Source organism: Gardnerella sp. DNF01199S (assembly GCF_049244155.1).
GTDB lineage: Bacteria > Actinomycetota > Actinomycetes > Actinomycetales > Bifidobacteriaceae > Bifidobacterium > Bifidobacterium piotii.
In genome coordinates this window covers 526431-547357 of the sequence record NZ_CP058380.1, presented here as the reverse complement: position 1 = coordinate 547357, position 20927 = coordinate 526431, and the positions used below count along the sequence as shown (strand labels likewise).

The following is a 20927-nucleotide window of genomic DNA, read 5'->3' as shown; positions in this document are numbered from 1 at the left end:
GCAACGCTAAATAGGAAAATCACTTGCGCGGTCTAAGCGCGCTATTTCTAACAACCATTAGCTAACTCGCGTCAGCTTCGCCTTTCGCTCGATCCTTGCCATAGATTGATGGAATAAAACGCTCTTGATCGTGAAGCTTTTCCCAGATTACAGGCGGATCACTCGGATTTTTCAGCGACTTTGGCACGTCAATAATCCGCTGATTACTAGATCCGCGGAATTGCAACAGCGAATCGTGAAGATTCTTCATATATCGTCCGTCAACAAGAATGTCAATATATTGCAAAAGCTCAAGCTTATCTGGCGTCTCGCCTTCGCGCATAAGCTCTTCCCAAGTGTAACCAGTCCAACTCCAAATGTCTTTTGTATTGCCAAACTCGCTTCGAATACGCTTGCAAAGCGGCAGCAAAATGCCAGTGTTAAGAAGCGGCTCGCCGCCAAGAAGAGTCAATCCTTGCACGTACGGAAGCGCCAAATCTTCCATAATCTGGTCTTCAAGCTTTTGCGTGTATGGGTATCCTGCGCGAAAATCCCAAATCGACTCGTTATAGCATTCAACGCAATGGAACGGGCAGCCAGAAACGTACAGCGAGCAACGGATTCCTTCGCCATCCGTCATCAAAAAACGCTTATAATCCGCAATCATGCCCTTGCTCATGCGCTCACTGGACCACTGCCCTGCGCGCGGATTATTAGAAAGAGAGGTTGGAATCCAAGGCCCGCGGTTAACGTCTGCAGGTGCAAAATCGTGCAAACTTATACGAGCCATGGTTCCGACCTTTTTAGTAATTTAGCCTAGCTTTTACCTTATTTTATGCGACTTTATGCGACTTTAAGCTGCGACTTTATGCGACTTTAAGCTGCGACTTTACGCGATTACACGCTCCGCAATTTTACGCCGCAATCCTACGCACTACTTAGTTTCCTCGTACCACTCGCGAGACTCGCCATTGTTAAGAACAACATGGCCAGTTTCGCCAGACATGTGCTTTACGCGATGAGCGATTTCCTCGTGGCGGCCGTGAACCATTGGTCGCTGAACAGGATTACCCAAGTAGCCGCAAGTGCGCTTAGTCACATTGCACTTATCTGGGTCACTATTGCCGCACTCTGGGCAGCGGAAGCCTTCCTTCGTTGGCTCAAAATCGCCCTGGAATCCGCAAACAAAGCAATGGTCAATCGGAGTGTTCGTACCCAAGTAGCCAATGCCAATCTTATAAGCGTAATCCCAAACAGCCTCCAAAGCCTTAGGATTCGCTTGCAAGCATGGGAACTCGCAGTAGTTAATAAATCCGCCGGAAGCAAGATATGGGAAGTCAACCTCGTAGCGGAGCTTCTCCATAGGAGTTGGCTGCAACCACACTGGGTAGTGGAAGGAGTTGGTGTAGAAGTCGTGATCGGTAACGCCTTCAATGCTGCCAAACTTCTGGCGATCCATGCGGTTAAAGCGATCCGTCAAAGACTCAGCAGGAGTGGAATATACCGAGTAATGGTATCCCTCCGCCTTCGACCACTGCTGGCAAAGCTGATTCATACGGCGAACCATAGAAAGCGCAAATTGCTTGCCATCCTCATTCCAGCTGTGATCTTGCATCCAATCCTTGCCAAAGAACACGGATGTAGCTTCATACAAGCCAATGTAGCCAAGAGACACAGTTGCGCGCTCATTGCGGAACAGCTGATCCACGCTCTCGTTAGCTCCCAAACGGCCAAAAGCACCGTAGCGGAACAGAGTTGGAGCGTTTACAGGAGTTGCCTGCTTGCAACGCATAATGCGGAATCGCAAAGCTTGATGCGCCACTTCCATGCGCTCGTTAAAAAGCTTCCAGAAGCGGTTTACGTCTCCGTGAGACTCCAGCGCAATGCGAGGCACATTAACTGTTACAACGCCAAGATTCATGCGGCCGTCTTCCACGTCTTTGCCAGTCTTTGGATCAATCCAGCCCTGAAGGAAGGATCGGCAGCCCATAGGCGCCTTAAAGGAGCCTGTAATCTTAACAATATTCTCGTAGAACACAACGTCTGGATACATGCGCTTTGTAGAGCACTCAAGCGCAAGCTGCTTCAAATCGTAGTTAGGGTCGCCAGCATCTGCGTTAACGCCGTGCTTAATAGTAAACACAAGTTTAGGGAAGATAGCAGTATGACGGTCCTTGCCGAGTCCGCGAATGCGATTAAGCAAAATAGCGCGCTGAATTTCGCGAGCAAACCAAGACGTACCAAGACCAAAGCCAACAGTTACAAACGGAGTCTGGCCGTTAGAAACGCGGTTGGAATTAATCTGATATTCCATTGTTTGCATAGCGTCGTAAATCGCCTTGCGCGTCATAATCTTTGCGTAAACTTCGCGAAGCTGATCCAACTCACTCAAATTCTCGTCAAAAGGAGTGTCTTCTGGAAGAGGATCCCTATCTAAACAATGAAGATTCTTAGGCTCCTGAGCCTTTAAGCCGTCAATCATAGCCTTAGCAACTTCGATTGGCGTGGAATCTGGAATCATGGCATGAGCCATAGCAAGATTCTTGTCGTAATCACACTTAGCGTAAGGCTCCAACATCTCGTCTGCGCGGTTTACAGTCTGACCGCCGTATTGAGCGCCTGCAATATCCTTAATAATCTGCGTAACTTGAGTAGCTGCCGTGCCAATCGACTTTGGACTATCCATCATTGCGTTTCCAAGCGCAAAACCCTTAGCAAGCATGTTTCCAAAATCTGGAAGCGAGCAATTGCTCATGCAAGTAAATGGCGAATAATCAGCATCGTGGAAGTGAATATCGCCCTTCATATGTGCGTTAGAAACTGCGTGCGGAAGCATAGAGAACGCGGAAGCCTTAGAAACGGCGCCTGCAAGAAGATCGCGCTGAGTGGCGTAAACGTTGGAATCTTTGTTGGCATTTTCGCGCACAAGCGACTCATCGCGGTTTACAAGACGATTCACAGCTTCGTTAATGTCGGTTGCCTTAGCGCGGTCAATATCTCGGTTTAGGCGGTAGCTTGTGTAGCAACGCGCAACCTCGTAAAGATGATTTTCAATAAGACCATGCTCAACAAGAGTTTGAATATCTTCGATTTTTGCAGGGCCATTGTAACGATCTTGAATTTCGGCCTCAATATGATCCGTAATATCGCGAATCATCTGCTCTTCTTGAGGACCGACTTCTTTGCGCAAATCCTTAAAAGCGGCCTTGATTGCCATAATAATGTTCATCTGATCAAAGTCAACAACGCGACCATCGCGCTTTTCGACTTGCACGCGAGACTTCTTAGAAGAGTCGTTTGAAGCTACATTAAAATCACCCAAAGTGACGGCTTCTTCATCTTGCAAAGTGGCATCCTCTAAAGTCATATCAGAGACCTGCATTCTACAGACCTTTCTCAAGCTAACGTGTATTTTGAATCGCAAATCTACTTATGATTCGCAACAACTTGCTCTACTATAGCCCATAGCATGCACAATATCTAGGGTAATTTACATAAATAACAAACTACATATAGTGATTTTGTGGTTTCTGGCGATTTTCCAGGCGTGTCTCAACGTGCCGTGCGTGCAGATAGGGCGAGTCGCGCAAATTCTTGACGCTTTGATATATTGAGTCACGTGGAACAGACAGCTTTTCAACATGCAGAAGAATTTGGATTCCAACCTGGAGACATCGTACAGCAGTGGCTGTGGGACGATGACGTTGACGATGCGATTTGCAGCAATATCGAAGAATTGACTGGCGAAGAACTTGTTGACGAAGATTACAGCTCCACTGTTGACGGAGTGATTATTTGGTGGCGAGACGGCGACGACGAAGACGAGCTAGCAGACACCATTATGGACGCAACAAACATGTTGAACAGCAACGCACCTATGTGGGTTTTAACGCCTAAGCCAGGGCGTGCTGGTTCTCCAAGCTCGAGCACTGTTCAAGCAGCAGCAATGACTGCTGGAATGAACGCCGCAACGCCTTTAACAGTTAGCGAAGATTGGAACGGTATTCGCTTGCGCGCATTCGGCAAAGGTCAAAGCAAGTAGCGCATTAGCGCATTAGATAGCCGACGCTTTTTGTTGCTCTAAACGGCATTTTGAACAACATTTTCGGGAAAAGTTGACGCACTTTGTAGCGATTTACGGCGTGTTGAACAACAAAAAGCGGAAAACAACTCCGCACTTTGTACCAAATTCGACCTAAATCACGTACAAAAAGCGGAAAATTATGCGTTACGTTGCGAACTATGCGAGTCACGCGAACTGCGCGAATCATGCGAACGTCCGCGTCCTCTACCTTTGCCTCGGCCTTTTCCTCTTCCTTTGCGCTTTGGCTGCTCTGGCATACTCCAGCCCTCTTGCAAATCCGCCAAATCGCCAACAATCTCTTGCAAAATCGGCGACTCTGGCTTAACGTCTTGCGCTTTAGCATTAATGCCAGCACGCCTCAACATAGTGTGAGCCATGCGCTTTTGATTCGGCAACACAAGAGTCACAACATTGCCCGACTCGCCTGCGCGCGCAGTACGCCCCGACCTATGCAAGAACGACTTTGGATCCTCTGGCGGCTCCGTTTGCACAACAAGCGCAACATCGCTAATATCAATGCCTCGCGCAGCAACGTCCGTAGCCACTAGCACGCGCACGTCTCCACTAGCAAAAACGCTCATATGCCTATCGCGTTGATTTTGCGACAAGTTTCCTTGCAAATCAACTGCAGGAATCCCCTGTTGCACAAACTTTTTTGCCATATTCTTAGCCTGATACTTTGTGCGCGTAAAGAATATTGAGCGCTTTTTGCCAGAAGCTAGCTTTCGCAAAACTTCGTACTTATCTGCCGCAGAAACGCCAAAAACGTAGTGTGTCATTGTGTCTACTTGCGAATCCGCGTCATCCACAGCGTGAACAAGCGCATTTGGCAAGAAGCGATTTACTATAGTCGCAACTTGCTTATCTAAAGTAGCAGAAAATAGCATGCGCTGACCGTTTGGATCAGTCTGCTCAAGCAAGCGCGTAACGGCTGGCAAAAATCCCATATCTGCCATTTCGTCGGCCTCATCTAAAACGCTTACCATCACTTTTTCGAGCGTTAACGCGCCTTGACGCAGCAAATCCTCTAATCGCCCTGGGCAAGCCACTACGATTTGCGCTCCCTGCTTAAGAAGCGCCATTTGCTGCTTGTAGCGCACACCGCCATAAACCGTTACAGTTTTCATGCCGTAAGCAGCCGCTAGAGGCGCGATTACGTCGTCTATTTGATGCACCAGCTCGCGAGTCGGCGCCAAAATCATTGCGTGAGGCGCTGGAATATCGTCTTCTTTGCGATTCTTGTTTTTTCTAGAAGCGCGACCCGAGTTGATTAAATCAACAAAGTTCTCAGCCAATCGCGCAACAAGCGGAATAGAAAACGCTAGCGTCTTGCCACTTCCCGTTCGGCCGCGTCCTAGAATGTTCGCGCCTTGCAAAGAGTCTGGCAAAGTCGCTTGCTGTATTGGAAAAGCCGTGGTTTTGCCGTCTGCGCGCAAAACTTCCACCAAAGGCTGCGGAACGCCTAGCTGCGCAAAAGTCACGTCATCGCTATAGTTTTCGCGTGATTCCACAGCTGTATCTGGAATCATTACGGAGTTTTTTTCGACTTCTTGATTTTGCTTATATGAATTTTGCTTATTTTGATTACGATTATTTATACGACGATTCTTAAAATCGCGCTTCTTAAAATCGCGCTTATCAAAATCGCGCTTGCTAAAGTCCTGCGAAGTAAAGCCCTTCTCTCCAAAGTCCTTCTCAGCTTCTTGAATTGCCATCTCTTCGTATTGCAAAGCTTTTTCTCTAGCGCGACTTCTAGCTTTATCTGCCTTACGATTGCGGTTCTTACGAGCGTTAAACTCGTTATTCTTACGATTTCTTCTATATTCAAATGGATTTTCTTTGGACTTATAACCTTTTTTAGAAAAATTCTTATTATCTTTTTGACTTACAGCGGATTTTTTACTATTCGATTTTCTAGCAGCAGTTTTCTTAGAGCCTTGCGTTTTAGCAAACGCATCATAATGAGTATGTGGCACAATAGCCTTTCGTATTTTATGATTGAACAATTCGATTGACGAATCGATAAAAAGTCATGAGCTAACCGAGATTAGCACACGCCCCACACAAAACTGTTGCGCAGTACGCGATTTTCCCGAGTTTGTAGCTCTAATCGGCATTTTGAGCAACATTTTCGGGAAAACAAAAGCCTCGCTCGGCAAAAGACCAAACGAGGCTTATGAGTATATATGCTGTAAGCACTAATAAAGCTAATCAGCTATCAGTAAAACACTAGTAAAGCTAATAAGCTTACAACTAAACGCTAGTCGCGATTAGCGTGCTTTGTGCGCATGCGACGAGTTGCAAATGCTCCGCCGATTGCAGCAATCATAGTTGCCATCAATCCAGTAGTTGCAACGTTTGCACCAGTCGCAATGCCTGCATTTCCGCGAGAACGCATGCCCTTTATAACGCGGCTGCGAACAGCTGCACGCACTTTTGCTGCATTGGCTTGAGCATCCGCAAGCGCCTTACGTGCATCCGCAAGCTTAGCTGCCGCAGCGTCGACTTGCGCTTGCGTTGCGTGCGGATCTGCAGCAACACGCTTAGCTTGTGCCAAGGCTTCGGCTAGCGTAGCAGCAGCTTGCTTAACAGCAGCATCCGCTTGCTTTACTTCTGGAGCGTTTTCTACAGCGTTGTTTACAGCCTTGTTGTCAACACCTGCACTGGCTGCGCCCGCAGCGCCAGTGCCAGCAGCACCAGCGCCTGAACCTGGGGTTACAGCACCCATACCAGCGCCTTGCGCACCTGCACCTGGCGTGCTTGGATTTGTGCCAGCAGCACCAGAGCCTGGATTAGCACCACCTGGATTTTCAGTGGTGTTAATCTGATTAATCAAATTCTGCTTATTAACGCCACCGCTCGTGCTTGTGGAATCACCAGAGCCAGAATCCGATTCCGAACCAGAGCCAGTATTGTCATCATCGCTTGGAGGAACTGGAGTTGTATCCTTGCCGTCAAGAGCAGCAGCCGCGTCTCTCAACGCCTTAAGAGCCGCATCCAAAGCCTGCTGCTTCTGTTCCTTAGTCTTAAGCTCTGACTGCTGAGCGCCTTGACCGCCCTGCTGAGTATCTTTACCAGTCAACTGTGCAATGAGCTTCTCAGCAGCTGCAAGAGCCTCGTCATACGCCTTCTTCTTAGAATCAGAAGCCTTAGTGTACTCTACAGACTTCTTAATATCTGCATCTTTAGCGATTTGTTGCTCAAGAGGCTTGGTGTTAACACCGTCCAAAGCAAGGCGAGCCTTAATAAGCTTGTCTAGAGCTTCATCAACAGCCTTCTGAGCTTTTGCTTCCTGTTCAGGAGTTCGCGGAGTCCTGTTAGGATTCTTAGCGTTCTCATTCTCTTCGTTAGCAGTCTTCAAAGCAGCTTCAGCCTCAGTCAAAGCGTCATCAAATGCTTTTTTCTTATCTGCAGAAGCGGTGGTATAAGACGAATCACCTGGAGTCTTAGGGTCAGCCTTATCATTTGGCTTCAAGTTCTTGTCGGACTCAACTTCCGCAGCAAGAGCATCGGTCTTAACTCCTGCACCCTTAACTGTGTTATCAATCGCTTGCATTGCTTTAAGAAGATCCGCGTAGATATCGTTGACCTCGGCAGCGCTCTTTGCGTCGCCCTTAGCTTTGTCTAGCACGGCACCTGCCGCGGTGGAGGCGGTATTAAACGCATCCTTCTTTTCTTGAGAAGCACCTTTATACTTTTCGCCATTAGCGAACTTATCCGCAATAACCTTCAACTCTTCAAGACGAGCCATAGCATTATCGGTGTTTGCAGCATTAGCAAGCGCATCATCAATATCATCAGACGTTGTGCCATCAGCATTGGTGTGATCACCAGCATCAGTATCTTCAATAATCTTCTTGAAAGCTTCCTTCTGCGCTTTGTTAAGATGATTGAAGTCTTTATCCAGCTTGTCAAGAGCATCCGCAATCTTCTTGGCCTTCAGCGCGCGATCAGCAATACCCGTTGGGTCGCCAAGCTTCTTTGCATTATTGATATCATCAATAGCCTTCTGCTTGTCAGCATCTGGAAGATTGCTATCTTGAATGCGCTTCTTCTGAGCTTCCTTTTCCTTATCAAGTTCAGATTGATTGTCGTATGTGTTCTGGGAAGTATCGCGCTTAGGCGTATTATTCTTGATGTCTTCCTTAGCAGCATCAATCTTAGTATCTACGCCACCAACAGCAGTCTTGATGTCGGAAGGCTTGGTTGCGCTATTAACTTTGCCTTTAGCTGTATTTATTTCGTTAACAGCAGCATCATACTTAGCTTTCGCTTTCGCCTGTTGATCAGCTGCTAAAGCATTATATGCTGCATCAAGATCTGCCTGCTTAGCATCAAGCTTCGCAATACCAGCATTCTTAGCATTTTCTTCGTTAATCGCATTCTGGCGCTTGGCTGCGGCAAGAGCATCCTTAATCTCTTGTGCAGTGGCATCCTTCTTTGCAAGAGCAGTTTCCAAATCGGTAAGCGTTTTATCCTTACCAGGAGTTCCTCCGAGCAGCTCGTTAAGAGCAGCATCGTCGGCATGCGTAGCCTCTGTGTTGCCTTTAGCGCCAGTACCGTGATCAAGGAACGGAAGAGCGCCCTTTGCAATGTCATTTTGCAACGCACCCTTGGCGGCATCAATAGCCTTGGCTTTTTCGAGAATCTTCTTTACATCATCAGACGTTGTTGCGCCTTGTGAGCCTCCTGGCGTACCATCGCCGTTGATCTCTTTCTTGAGAGCCTCTTTTTCTTCATTACTCAGATTACCGAGCTTGTCAATACTCTCAGAAGCTTTCTTTTTGTCGTCTTGGAGTTGTTGCGCTTGCTTCTTTTCGCGCTCCTTCTTATCTTTCTCCTTTTGCTCTTTTTCCTTCTTATCCTTTTCTGTCTTTTCCTTCTGCTTTAACTGCTCAGAAGTGACATTATTATTAACAGCCTGCTTGTTCGCTTCCTTAAGAATATTCTGGATTTGCTCCTTGGTAGTAGCATTTTCAATCTTATTCTTATACTGGGTTTTCTGATCATCAGTAAGCTTAGGATTGCGATCAATAATCTCCTTCGCCTGCTTCTTCATCTCTTCGAGTTGCTTCTTATCAGGCTTTGGAGTTTCAACCTTCTTCTTGAAGAGCTTATTTGCAGGTACGGTGAACAGTGTGTCATTACCACACTTAAAGTCAACGCTCTTGCCGTCATCATTCATGCTAAACGAATCAATACCACCTGGCATAATATCTGATTTCATCTCAAGATTCTTAGTGCCATCTTTAGGATTCCACGTTATGTTATTAAAGTTGCCACTATTGCCAGTTATAGCATAGTTATCAATCGTTGTTGCAGCGCCATTGTCGGTGTAGTTTGCCTTAAGGAATGCTTTTACGGCTTTTTGAACATCTCCGTCAGAAGCATTATAGGTAGTACTGGTTGGATCGTTATCGATTTCAACTGGGTTTGTATTGTACTTATACTCCGTCTTCTTGGCGTCGGTAAGTTTACGGATGAGGTTGCGAAGTTGCTGCTCGTTCATGCCATTGATGGTATTGTCATCAGTATTATCGATAATACCAGCTCGCTTGAAATCGTTGTCTGTTACACCACTATTTTTCTTTTCATCGCGAATCTTTTTAGCAAGATCCTTCAAATCTGAAACAGTGTGATCAGTATGAGAACCTTTTTTAACATACAACTCGCTTGCAGGAACGGTGAATAGAGTCTTCAGATTATTATCTCCATTTTCGTAACCTTGTATTTCTAAGACTCCATTATCACCAATATGAATAGTAGTTACACCACTATCGTTATTTTTACCTTTAACGAAACGTTGTAACCCTTGAGTACCTTCTGTAGTGGTTATACCTTCAGGCAATACATATGTTTCAGTAACTGTAGAATCATTCGTTAAATCTTTGCCGTAGTTAGACTTAACAAACTGCTTTAAAGCCTTTATCCAGTCTTGAGCGTTAGCGGTAGCACCTTCATATTCTACAGGCTGAACCTTGTACTTATACTGAGTCTTGCCTTGTGGACTATGCTCAGTTTCCTTAGGAGTTTGCTTATTAGGGTTCTGCTTAAAGAACATACTCATTGGATACTTTACATCTTTGTATCCGTTTGCTTTAAAAGTGATGTAGCCCACACCATCTTTGCCAACGCTATATTCAACGTCAGTAATAGTTACATCTGACTGATCTTTAGAATCCATACATTTTATACTCTTGAGTGTTGATTTAAGGTTATCAAGCTGAGTCTTAATATTACCCGTAGTTATTTCTTGGGTCGTTGTCTTAAATGGGTCAAACATAACCACCTTTTGCTGACTAAGCGCACCAACAATGAACGTCTTTTCTTCAGCAACAGGTGGATTCGGAGTTGGAGGCTGAGGAGCTGGAGTCTTCTCTTTTTCCTTAAGGAATTGCCATGCATCAATAACTGTTGTAGAGCCATCTTCCCACTTGATTGTGGCATTTCCGGTATTTTTATCAATTGTTAAATAGCCAGTAGAATCCTTAGTCTTTGCATTCTTATAGACATCCAAATCACTATTGGCCGTGTCGAATTTATTCTTAATCTTAGTTACGTCATCATCAGAAAGCTGCTTCAAATTATCAACCTGAATCACATCAGGCACAACGTATGGCGCCCAGTCGGAGATTTTTGGCCCCTGGAACACAAGCTCAGACACAGGAATCATAGCCTTGGAGCCATCCTTGTAAGTTACAACAAGGTTCTTTCCGTCTTTATCGAAAGCAATAGCATTATCCTTGGCAAGATGCTTGCTAAATTCGCTGCTATCAGGGTTCGCCTTCTTGAACGCAGCAATAACAGCTTCCTTATCTTCCTTCGTCAAAGCGCTCGGATTTACAACAGGAGTTGCAGCAGGCAAAGTCGGCTTATACTTATCACTATCGGACTCGTCTTTTGTTACAAGCAAGCTAGCTGGCATAGTGCGAGTCGTATTATCTTTAAAGGTGATAGTAGCCACACCCTTTTCGGATACTTCTACTTTTTCTACCAAATCCGAGTAATACTTTGCATTTTTATTTGCATTTTCAATTTTTTCTTTAACAGCTTTCTGTTCGTCATCAGTGAGCTTTTTGGTATCCTTCACCTTAGTCACAGCTGGATAAGTAAGATTGAAATAATCCGCAATCTTTGGCGTATTGTGCTTTTGACCAACAGCATAGTGCCAGTTACCAGCAAAACGATACACGCCAGCAGCAAATCGCAAAGGATTCTTATCACGATTCTTCCATGCAGTATCTTCCATCTCGGAAACGTAGGTCATGTCATACCAACGCCGACCAGCAGATTCCCAGTCTACAAAAATACCCTTAAGACCTTGAGTATCTTGCTTATAAATATTCCACTGCTTCTCTGTATCACCAGCATTGTCGTAAGTCTTGCTACCAGCTTTATCAGAAAGTCCAACAAGCCGCTTCCAACCTTTGCTTGCAATATTTTCCCCACTAAAGTAGAAGTTTGAAATATTATTCCATTCCTTAGGACTGTTAAAATGTTTGTCAGAAACAGCACCATAACCATTTGCGTCGGTTTGAACATATTGCGAAGAACCGGCAGGTTTAACAGATTGCTTTCCACCGTTTGTTAACTTTTCAATACGCTTAAATTGTATATCTTGAGGATCCTTCAAACCAGCAGGAACGCCAAACCACCACATTGGGCGGAATCGCCAGTCATCTGCTGTAGCATTGTTGTTGCAATTAGAAAGATAATGAACGCGAACAAATTTACCAAGAGGATCTATGCCTTCGGTTCCGCCAGCTTTGGCATGCTCAAAGGTATCGTAATACTCAACGTCAATGTTGAAATGAGCCTCGGCATATTTTGCATCAGTTTTGAAACCGTAGTAAATGTTGTTGCCCGTGCCGTCTACATAACCGTCAGCATAGGCAGGTGAGGAAACGAATACCCCCCCCCCCAAGCACCATTGCGCCAGCTAGCATTGCAGCGCAAACACTCTTTGAAAGAACTGGCTGAGAATCAGCCCCAACACCAGAATAAACGCCAGAATAGTGCTTAACTACACGAATCTTCTTAGACATACTCTTACTCCATTATCTTTTTCTTTGGATTAATGCGCCAACCATACCGCAAAATCCATATAACTATGCAAGGCATATTTTACTCATTGTTTTATACAATTTAAGATTAATTCGTATGATGAATTTTGTGTAATTAACGCACTTTGTACCAAATTCGACCTAAAACACGTACAAAAAGCGGAAAGACTCGCACGGAAAATAAAAGCGACTAGCCACAAAAACATGCAACTAGTCGCAAAAGCGCCATTAAAAGCTATTAGAGCTTTAGGAGTTAAATACTACTCTGCCTTAGCAGACTCACCTGCAGACTCACCTGCAGACGCAGCATCTGCCTTATCAGCATCACTCTTAGTCTCTGGCAAATCATCCCACCTGCCAACAAACTTCTTGTAAGCGTCTTGGTCAACAACAACGTCTAACTCGCCAATCCAAGTAAACGGATCATTCGCTCTGCAAAAACCGTTCTTAAAGAAGTAAAGGCCTTCGTCCATGCTAAGCGAGTAAGTGCCGCCCATGTTGAACCACGTTAAGCCAAGCTCCTTAGTGCGCAAAATCAAATTCCAAATACACGTATAGCCTGGAGCAACCTTTCCATGCATGGTCTGCGTTGCGCCGTAAATGTACCACAAAGTGTCTTTGTACGGGAACGAAAGCATGCTTGCAACTGGCTCTCCCTCGTACTCGCAAGTGCAAATCTCAATCTGCGGGAATGCAGCAAGCAAGCGCTCAAAGTATTCAAATGGCCTATATTTAATGCCATGCCTGTTTGCCATAATCTTTGTAAGCTCGTAGAAGGTTTGCAAGTCTTCTTCCGACCTACTCCAGCGAGTTACAACACCAGCCTTAATGCCAGCACGAATATGCCTTCTTGTAAGCGTGCTAAAACCAGCCATAAGCTCTTCTTCGGTTTTTCCCTCAACCTTAAGCATAATCTCGTGAAGCGGGTTGGAGTAAGACTTAGGGTGGAATCCCTGGCCTCTAAACGTGTAGCCAGCTGCCCTGTACTTTTCTATAAGAGCCTCGTCGGTTTGAACGCAAGGGTCCATTCTAAGCAAAAATGCATTGTACTTTTCAAAAAGTGGCTTTGCTTCGTTGATTAGCTTTTTAGTGGTTTCAACGTCGTAAAAATCGCAAACTGGGCCTCTAGGAGCGTAAAACAGCGTTTTATCGTCTACAGCCTTAATGCCAAGAATAGACACTGCAGCAGTAATCTTGCCGTTTTCTTCCAGATAAACGTATTCGCTAGACCAGTTGTTTTTAACCTTTGCCCATGCCATGTCTTGCATTGCATTAGTGTACGGAGAATTTTTTACAAAGTCCTCGTATTCTTTAACTTTAGCAGAATCATTTTTATCTAGTATTGGCATTTGCACTCCTTTTTTAGCTCAATACACGATTTTAGCGCGACTACCGTTTAAGATATTTGCTTTAGCGTTTTACAAGGCGATTTGCCGCCAACAGACTGTGTCTTGCTGCTAAAAGCTTGCGACTTGCGACTAGCAACTTACGATTAGCGACTTGCCACCAACAGCTTGCGACTAACGACTAACAACTTACGATTAGCCGCCAGCCGCCAACAGCTTGCGACTTGTGCTGGCAGCTTACGACTAACCGCAAACCGCCAGCCGCAGCAACACACAACTTGCGATTAGCGCGTAAGCTTTCTGTGCAAGCGATGCGGACGAGCAGCTTCCTCACCAAGGCGCGCAATCTTGTTTTCCTCGTACGCCTGGAAGTTACCTTCAAACCAGTACCAATTTGCAGGATTCTCGTCTGTGCCCTCCCAAGCAAGAATATGCGTTGCAACGCGGTCTAAGAACCAGCGATCGTGTGAAACAACCACAGCACATCCCGGGAAGTCAAGCAAAGCGTTCTCTAAGCTTTCAAGAGTTTCAACATCTAAATCGTTAGTAGGCTCATCAAGCAGAAGCAAGTTGCCGCCCTGCTTAAGAGTCAAAGCCAAATTCAAGCGGTTACGCTCGCCGCCAGAAAGCACTCCCGTAAGCTTTTGCTGATCCGAACCCTTAAAACCAAAGCTTGCAACGTATGCGCGAGTAGGAATCTCAACGCCTGCAACCTCAATAAAATCAAGGCCTCCCGAAACAGCTTCCCACAAATTCTTATTTGGATCCAAGCCTGCGCGATTCTGATCTACGTACGAAATCTTTACAGTGTCTCCAACAGTAAGCTCGCCGCCAGAAAGTGGCTCCAAGCCCACAATCGTCTTGAAAAGCGTAGACTTACCAACGCCATTCGGACCAATCACGCCAACAATGCCGTTACGAGGCAACGTAAACGACAAATCGTCGATTAGCACGCGATCGCCAAAAGCCTTGTGAATATGCTTCGCTTCCAAAACTTGCGATCCCAAGCGCGGACCTGCTGGAATTTGAATCTCCGAAAAATCAAGCTTCTTGGAATTGCGTGCCTCTTGCTCCATTTGGTCGTAACGCTCCAAACGAGCCTTATTCTTGGCCTGGCGAGCCTTTGGCGAGCTACGCACCCAGTCAAGCTCATTCTTCAAGCGCTTAGCAAGCTTTGCGTCCTTAGCGCCCTGAATCTCCATACGCTTGGCCTTAGTTTCCAAGTAAGTAGTGTAATTGCCCTTGTATGGGTAAAGCTGGCCGCGATCCACCTCGCAAATCCACTCTGCAACGTTGTCCATAAAGTAGCGATCGTGAGTTACAGCAATAACAGCGCCTTCGTACTTGTGCAAGAACTGTTCCAGCCAAAGAATCGACTCCGCATCCAAGTGGTTTGTAGGCTCATCAAGCAGAAGTAAATCTGGTGCTTCAAGCAAAAGCTTGCACAATGCAACTCGTCGTCTTTCGCCACCCGAGCACACAGAAACAGGCGAATCTGGGTCTGGGCATTGCAAAGCGTCCATCGCCTGCTCAAGCTGAGAATCCAAATCCCAACCGTTAGCAGCGTCAATCTCCGTTTGCAGCTTGCCCATTTCTTCCATCAACGCATCAAAGTCGGCATCTGGATTTGCCATCTCTTCGCCGATTTTGTTGAATCGATCAACCTTTTGAGCAATCTCACCAAAAGCCATCTTAATGTTTTCGCCAACGGTTTTAGTCTCATCCAGCGGCGGCTCCTGTTGCAAAATGCCAACAGTGTAGCCTGGCGTAATCGAAGCTTCGCCGTTTGAAACATTTTCCAATCCAGCCATAATCTTTAGCAACGTTGATTTACCCATGCCATTAGGGCCAACAACGCCAATTTTTGCGCCCGGCAAGAAGCTTAAGGTAACGTCGTCTAGAATTACGCGATCTCCGTAAGACTTGCGTGCCTTAATCATTTGGTAAATAAATTCAGCCAAAGTAATACCTTTCTTAAAATTGTTAAACCGCTATTTTAGTTGCAATTTTGATTGCCATTAAGCGCCGTTAGTTGCCATTAATCGCAGCTAACCGCCATTAAACCGCCGCCGCTTGCTGCGCTCGATCCGAAGAATCGCCAGCAGCATCCGCTCCATCTTCTGGAGGAATCTGACACATCCATTCGCCAACAATGCCAATAATCATATCTATAATGCACACGATTCCCGCAATAACACATTCGCGAATAACGTTGGAATAAAGCGGAATATCGGCGTGCGGCCAGCAAACAAAAATCTGACCTGCATACCAGCCCGTTAAAATAGCACCAGCCATTCCAAGCGATTTTGCAAGCATTAACGCCGAAACAGCCATTTGCATGTTAAAAGGCTTGCGCTCTTTTGGCTTAGAAGTAGCGTATTGATGCGTCTGCCAAGCAAGAACAAACGTGACTATTCCGCCGATTATCATAACAGCCAAAACAATCCACGGAGCTCCCGAAAGCGATATTGCGCTAGATTCTGTAATCGAGACCAAAAACGCGCCGAATACGAATCCAAACAATAGTCCAAGCGCAAAATACCACCAAGGCGTACGGTAAGCTTTCATCAGCACTCCCCAATAATCCAGCGCTCAGAATAAACGCCAACTTGCGAAGCATCTTGCAAAAGCGCAAGTTTGTAAGAGACTGGCTCGCCATCAATTGCAGCGTCTGGCTCAACTTGCATCCACGGCTCCAATTGCGCAGCACTTAAGTGCAAAGGATTGCTTGAATCCATTGACTTTGTAGACGCGCTATCTAAGCCGTATTCTCTTGTTCCAACAACGTTTAAGCGCAAATCTAAAGAGCTGGCAGAATCGGCAGAATCGCCATCAATTTGATCGCGTTGCATTTGCTCGATTCTTTGCGCAAATTCCTGATTGCTCATTGTTGTAGACGCCACTACAACCGCGCAAAAATCTTCACCGTTTGCATTGCTTGCCTGGTAAAGCGCCGAAACGCCTTCGACTTGAGTTACGCTATGCGAATCTTTATACTCAAGTCCGCTTAACACGTTTAGCATTGCGCGCATTGTTGAATCGCTCTTTTTGCCTTGCATAGAAACCACTGCGGTTGTTTGCATTGGGCTATTTAGGGCATTTGTAGTATTTGCGATATTTGAGTTATAGGAAGACTCGTGCGATTCTTGCACTTCTGCGGTTGCTTGCGACTTTTGCGCTGCAGAATCCGCTGCAACACCAGCATTAGAAGCATTAGAATCCGAATCCTTATCGCTCTTCTCTAAACTCGCACCTGCAACATTCCTCTTTAAGCTTTCTGGAATCTCCACAGGCGGGAGCGGCGAATCTGGGCGATCCGCATTAGAAAGCCACAAATCGCGCTCTGGCGCCTTACGAATCTTAGAAAAGATTTGCTCAAGTTCCTTCTCGTTAAGAGTCTCCTTAACAAGAAGCTTGCTAACAAGCTCATCCAAAATATCGCGATTATTATTAATAATCTGCCAAGCCTCGGTATGAGCCGTTTCAATAAGCTTATGAACTTCTTCGTCAATCACTTCCGCAGTCTTATTAGAGAACTTACGCGATTGCAAAGAATCCAAAGAACCAGAAGAATCCTGATCCGCATCCATCCACTTTACAGCACCAAGCTTAGACGAGAAGCCATATTCAACAACCATCTTGCGAGCGATTGCTGTAGCCTTTTCAATGTCGTTAGAAGCACCAGTAGTTGGATCGTGGAACACAACCTCTTCCGCAGTACGGCCGCCCATAGCATACGCCATTTGATCGAGAAGCTGGTTTCGAGACTGAGAATAGCGGTCGCTAGTTGGCATAACCGCCGTGTATCCAAGAGCGCGGCCGCGAGGCAAAATCGTAACCTTAGTAACAGGATCCGTGTGATGCAAGGCCGCAGCAACAAGCGCGTGTCCACCTTCGTGATAAGCCGTGTTACGCAACTCATCCAAAGCCATGCCCTTAGACTTCTTTCTAGGACCAGCCTGGACGCGGTCAATTGCCTCATCAATAGCGCGATTGTCAATAAGCTGAGCGCCAGAGCGAGCGCAAAGCAAAGCCGCCTCGTTAAGCACATTAGCCAAATCCGCGCCCGTAAATCCAGGAGTTCTAACAGCAACCATATGAAGATCTACGTCTGGAACAAAAGGCTTGCCTTTAGCGTGAACCTTAAGAATCGCCTCTCGGCCTTCCAAATCTGGAGCTTCCACAGCCACTTGGCGATCAAATCGGCCTGGTCGCAAAAGCGCAGAATCAAGCACATCTGGTCGGTTTGTAGCAGCAATAATAATCAAATTAGTGTCGTTATCGAAGCCGTCCATCTCTACAAGCAGCTGATTAAGAGTTTGCTCGCGCTCATCGTGGCCGCCAGTCATGCCACTTCCGCGGCGGCGTCCAACAGCGTCAATCTCGTCAATAAAGATGATTGCTGGAGCGTTCTTCTTAGCTTCATCAAACAGCTCGCGCACGCGAGACGCGCCAAGACCAACGAACATCTCAACAAAGTCCGATCCAGCCATGGCGTAGAACGGAACGCCAGCTTCGCCTGCAATAGCACGCGCAAGAAGAGTTTTACCAGTTCCTGGAGGGCCATAAAGCAGCACGCCACGCGGAATGCGCGCACCCAAAGCCTTGTAGCGAGAAGGATCCTTAAGAAACTCCTTAATCTCCTCAACTTCTTCTACAGCAGACTGCTCGCCTGCAACATCCGCAAACTTAGTTTTAGGCGTCTGACCTTCCAAAAGCTTTCCACGGCCGCGGCCGCCACCCATGCCAAGCATTCCGCCGCCTGCGCTTGCCATTCTGCCAAACATAAACCAAACAAGTCCAAGCAGAATCAAAATCGGCAGCATAGACGTAATCAAGTACGAGAAAAAGCTAGAAGTTTGTATGCTAACAGTCCAACCGTTTGCTGGCTTAGCCTTTTGAATCTTTTGCACAACTGTCTTGCTTTGAGCAATCGTGTAGTAGAACTGAACGTCTTTTCCGTAATCGTGCTTTTGCTTATCGCGCTTATCTAACTTAACGTACTTATTGTTTAGAGTAAGCTTAACAAGCTGCTTATTGTCTATAACCTCAACGTAATTTGCACTACGATTATCGAGCAACTCTAATCCGTCTTGAGTGTCGATTGTTTGCGAACCATTATGCACAAACAATTGGAATGCAGCTACAGAAAGCAAAACTAAAATAACAATCCAAGTCCAAGGCGACTTAAAGAATTTACGATTGGAATCGGAATTATTGCCATCCTTTGGATTGGCGTTATTCTTATTGCCATTATTCTTATTGCCGTTATTGTTCTTATTCTTATTCTTATTTGAATTGTTTCCAAAATTAGGAGGCAAGAACGGATTGTTGCCGTTTCCTCCCATAGGACTTTTCATAGGTCCACCCATAGGTCCGCGAGGCGACATTGGAGAAGCGCCCATACAATCAGACTCCTTTCAGGATTCTAACTAACAACACTCGTCTAAACATGTAATTACTAATCGCAAGCAACCAAAGCGTAATCGCTGTAATCGCTGTAATTAATCCCTTTAATTAATCGCTGTAATTAATCACTAAATAAATAGCATGTAATCAATCAAGATTACTCAATTGCAACCATCTAATCAAGACCGCTAATAAAGAACCAATCAAGACTCATACACAGAAGGCTTAAGAACCGCAATAGAATTAAGATTCCTGTACTTTTCGTCGTAGTCCATGCCAAAACCGACCACAAACGCGTCTGGAATCTCAAAACCAGTGTACGCAATATCTACTTCCACTTCTCGGCGAGCTGGCTTTGTTAAAAGCGCAAACACCTTTACACTTGCAGCTCCCCTGCCCTTAAGCTCCCTAACAAGCCAGTCCAGAGTCTTGCCCGAATCAACAATATCTTCCACAATCAGCACATCTCGACCGCGAACATCTGTAGTTAAGTCCTCGCGAACCGTAATCTGGCCGCTGGTCTTAGTGCCACTGCCGTAGCTAGAAAGACTCATAAAGTCCATCGGCGCGTTAAGACTAAGCTCCTGCGAGAAAACAGCAAGCGTGTTTACAGCGCCTTTAAGCACTGCAACAAGCAAAATATCGCGGTTTTGGTAGTCTTTGCTAACTTGAGCGGCAACCTCGCGAATGCGCTTCATAAGCTCTTCGTGGCTGATTAATTCGTAATCAATATCATCTCTTATATCTGCAACTTGCATGCTAACTATAATTGCATAAGAGAATGACGGACATGTTACAACTTACACATTAGGATTTAGACTATAAGCATGGTGTACTCATCTTGTTGGCGCAAAGGAATCGGCCAAGTAAAACGTTGCTTTAGTAATATTGGATTAGAAGTGCAAGACCCTCAATTCTTGCAACACGGCGAGCATGCAACTTTGCCATCCGCTCCTATTGTGTTGGTCGCATGCTCTGGCGGTCGCGATTCACTTGCGCTAACGGCGCTTGCATCAAAAGTGTGCGCAAGCAGAGGGATTCGATGCGCTGCAATAATCGTAAATCATAATCTTCAAAAAGACTCCGACAAAGTGGCGTTTAATGCAGCTAAAACCGTTGCAAAACTTGGAGTAGACGAGTCGCTTGTATTTGTTAAATCCGTTCAAGTTAAAGATGACAAAAAGGGAGAAGAAAGCGCAGCTAGGGATGCTAGATACGACGCGATTATTGAAGTTGCAAAAGATTTGCGCGCGTCGGCGGTTCTTTTAGCGCACACAGCAAACGACCAGGCAGAAACGGTTTTAATGGGATTGCGCAATTCTGCTGGCTTGGAGGCCGTAGCTGGAATGAAAGACGTTACAGTTAGGGAGAATGTGCTATTTGCTCGGCCGCTAATTAATCTTATGCGACTTGAAACCACGCAGATTTGCAAGGATTTGGGCGTTGAATGGTGGGACGATCCAACAAACGGCGATTCATCGCCAATCGATGTTGAGCTGCCAAAATCCTACCCGCTGCGCTCTAGAATCAGGCATACACTTATGCCGTATATTTCGCGATTTTTTGAATCAGATATGACTTTGTTGCTTGCAAAAGGAGCGAAATTTGCTCAAGACGACCTAGACTACATAAACTCGCAAGTAAATCTTGTAGAAAAAGAGGCGATTGTAAAAGAGGATTGCAAAGTCAAAATCAAACTTGCGACTTTAGCAAACAGCCACATCTCGATTAGGCGACGAATCGTAGCTCGCGCGCTAAGTGCTGCTGGAATACGCTTTTCGTCAAATCATATAGAATCAATCGACGAGTTAATAACAAACTGGCATGGTCAAAAGCCGATTTCGCTTCCAGGAGGATATTCAGCAAGCAGAAAATCGCAGACTATAACGATTTCATAGCACGCGCGCTTTGACCGAGCTTGAAATTGCATAACGCATTTCAAAGCGCTGAGCCGCTCAAGGCAGAAGCATTGCTTCTGCGCGGCGAAGTCGTAAGCGCGCTGTAACGCGCGAACGGTTGACGCATTTTGTACGTGATTCAGGCCAA

12 protein-coding genes are annotated in these 20927 nt (G+C 45.9%); 2 read left to right on the top strand and 10 right to left on the bottom strand.

The window, feature by feature from the left end; genetic code table 11:
* Positions 1 to 61: 61 nt before the first annotated feature.
* Together nrdG and nrdD are read right to left on the bottom strand one after the other, a co-directional pair.
* Positions 62 to 769: an anaerobic ribonucleoside-triphosphate reductase activating protein gene (gene nrdG / locus HXT45_RS02105; protein ID WP_421782104.1), complete on the bottom strand. Its 708-nt coding sequence runs from the start codon at positions 767 to 769 to the stop codon at positions 62 to 64.
* A gap of 144 nt (positions 770 to 913) precedes the next feature.
* Entirely contained in the window at positions 914 to 3361 is a 2448-nt protein-coding gene (gene nrdD, locus HXT45_RS02100) for an anaerobic ribonucleoside-triphosphate reductase (RefSeq protein WP_421782102.1), read from the bottom strand.
* 237 nt (positions 3362 to 3598) lie between these two features.
* On the opposite strand from nrdD, the gene HXT45_RS02095 reads away from it, so the two are divergent.
* The gene (locus tag HXT45_RS02095; protein WP_004130062.1) at positions 3599 to 4021 is read left to right on the top strand and encodes a DUF3052 domain-containing protein; all 423 of its coding nucleotides are present in this window, start codon (positions 3599 to 3601) and stop codon (positions 4019 to 4021) included.
* A 179-nt stretch (positions 4022 to 4200) separates the two neighbouring features.
* On the opposite strand, the gene HXT45_RS02090 is transcribed toward HXT45_RS02095, so the two are convergent.
* The 8 genes from HXT45_RS02090 to hpt form a co-directional block, all read right to left on the bottom strand.
* A complete protein-coding gene (locus tag HXT45_RS02090; RefSeq protein ID WP_421782100.1) occupies positions 4201 to 6039 on the bottom strand; it encodes a DEAD/DEAH box helicase in 1839 nt (612 codons plus the stop codon).
* Between the two features lie 284 nt (positions 6040 to 6323).
* Entirely contained in the window at positions 6324 to 11987 is a 5664-nt protein-coding gene (locus HXT45_RS02085) for a GA module (RefSeq protein ID WP_421782097.1), read from the bottom strand.
* Complete coding sequence (locus tag HXT45_RS02080) at positions 11947 to 12108, bottom strand: hypothetical protein (RefSeq protein ID WP_347343772.1); 162 nt, start codon at positions 12106 to 12108, stop codon at positions 11947 to 11949. Before HXT45_RS02080 ends, HXT45_RS02085 begins: the two co-directional genes overlap by 41 nt.
* A gap of 278 nt (positions 12109 to 12386) precedes the next feature.
* On the bottom strand, positions 12387 to 13475 hold the full coding sequence (locus HXT45_RS02075; RefSeq protein ID WP_421782095.1) for a lipid II:glycine glycyltransferase FemX: 1089 nt from the start codon (positions 13473 to 13475) through the stop codon (positions 12387 to 12389).
* 281 nt (positions 13476 to 13756) lie between these two features.
* Positions 13757 to 15433 carry an energy-dependent translational throttle protein EttA gene (ettA, locus tag HXT45_RS02070; RefSeq protein ID WP_004130043.1) on the bottom strand — a complete coding sequence of 559 codons (1677 nt, stop codon included), beginning with the start codon at positions 15431 to 15433 and terminating at the stop codon, positions 13757 to 13759.
* 97 nt (positions 15434 to 15530) lie between these two features.
* Complete coding sequence (locus HXT45_RS02065) at positions 15531 to 16040, bottom strand: DUF3180 domain-containing protein (RefSeq protein ID WP_004132692.1); 510 nt, start codon at positions 16038 to 16040, stop codon at positions 15531 to 15533.
* Positions 16040 to 18877, bottom strand: coding sequence for an ATP-dependent zinc metalloprotease FtsH (gene ftsH, locus HXT45_RS02060; RefSeq protein WP_421782093.1), 2838 nt, complete (start codon positions 18875 to 18877; stop codon positions 16040 to 16042). The genes HXT45_RS02065 and ftsH overlap by 1 nt, the downstream gene beginning before the upstream one ends.
* A 207-nt stretch (positions 18878 to 19084) precedes the next feature.
* On the bottom strand, positions 19085 to 19639 hold the full coding sequence (hpt, locus tag HXT45_RS02055; protein WP_004132695.1) for a hypoxanthine phosphoribosyltransferase: 555 nt from the start codon (positions 19637 to 19639) through the stop codon (positions 19085 to 19087).
* Positions 19640 to 19708: 69 nt separating this feature from the next.
* Here hpt and tilS point away from each other — a divergent pair, with 69 nt between their 5' ends.
* On the top strand, positions 19709 to 20779 hold the full coding sequence (tilS, locus tag HXT45_RS02050; RefSeq protein WP_421782090.1) for a tRNA lysidine(34) synthetase TilS: 1071 nt from the start codon (positions 19709 to 19711) through the stop codon (positions 20777 to 20779).
* The last annotated feature ends 148 nt before the right edge of the window (positions 20780 to 20927 follow it).

What these genes read in the sequence shown, in the direction of transcription:
- nrdG (WP_421782104.1), bottom strand. Translation starts at nt 769, where the DNA reads ATGGCTCGTATAAGTTTGCACGATTTTGCACCTGCAGACGTTAACCGC.
- nrdD (WP_421782102.1), bottom strand. Translation starts at nt 3,361, where the DNA reads ATGCAGGTCTCTGATATGACTTTAGAGGATGCCACTTTGCAAGATGAA.
- HXT45_RS02080 (WP_347343772.1), bottom strand. Translation starts at nt 12,108, where the DNA reads ATGTCTAAGAAGATTCGTGTAGTTAAGCACTATTCTGGCGTTTATTCT.
- HXT45_RS02075 (WP_421782095.1), bottom strand. Translation starts at nt 13,475, where the DNA reads ATGCCAATACTAGATAAAAATGATTCTGCTAAAGTTAAAGAATACGAG.
- HXT45_RS02065 (WP_004132692.1), bottom strand. Translation starts at nt 16,040, where the DNA reads ATGAAAGCTTACCGTACGCCTTGGTGGTATTTTGCGCTTGGACTATTG.
- ftsH (WP_421782093.1), bottom strand. Translation starts at nt 18,877, where the DNA reads ATGGGCGCTTCTCCAATGTCGCCTCGCGGACCTATGGGTGGACCTATG.
- hpt (WP_004132695.1), bottom strand. Translation starts at nt 19,639, where the DNA reads ATGCAAGTTGCAGATATAAGAGATGATATTGATTACGAATTAATCAGC.
- tilS (WP_421782090.1), top strand. Translation starts at nt 19,709, where the DNA reads ATGGTGTACTCATCTTGTTGGCGCAAAGGAATCGGCCAAGTAAAACGT.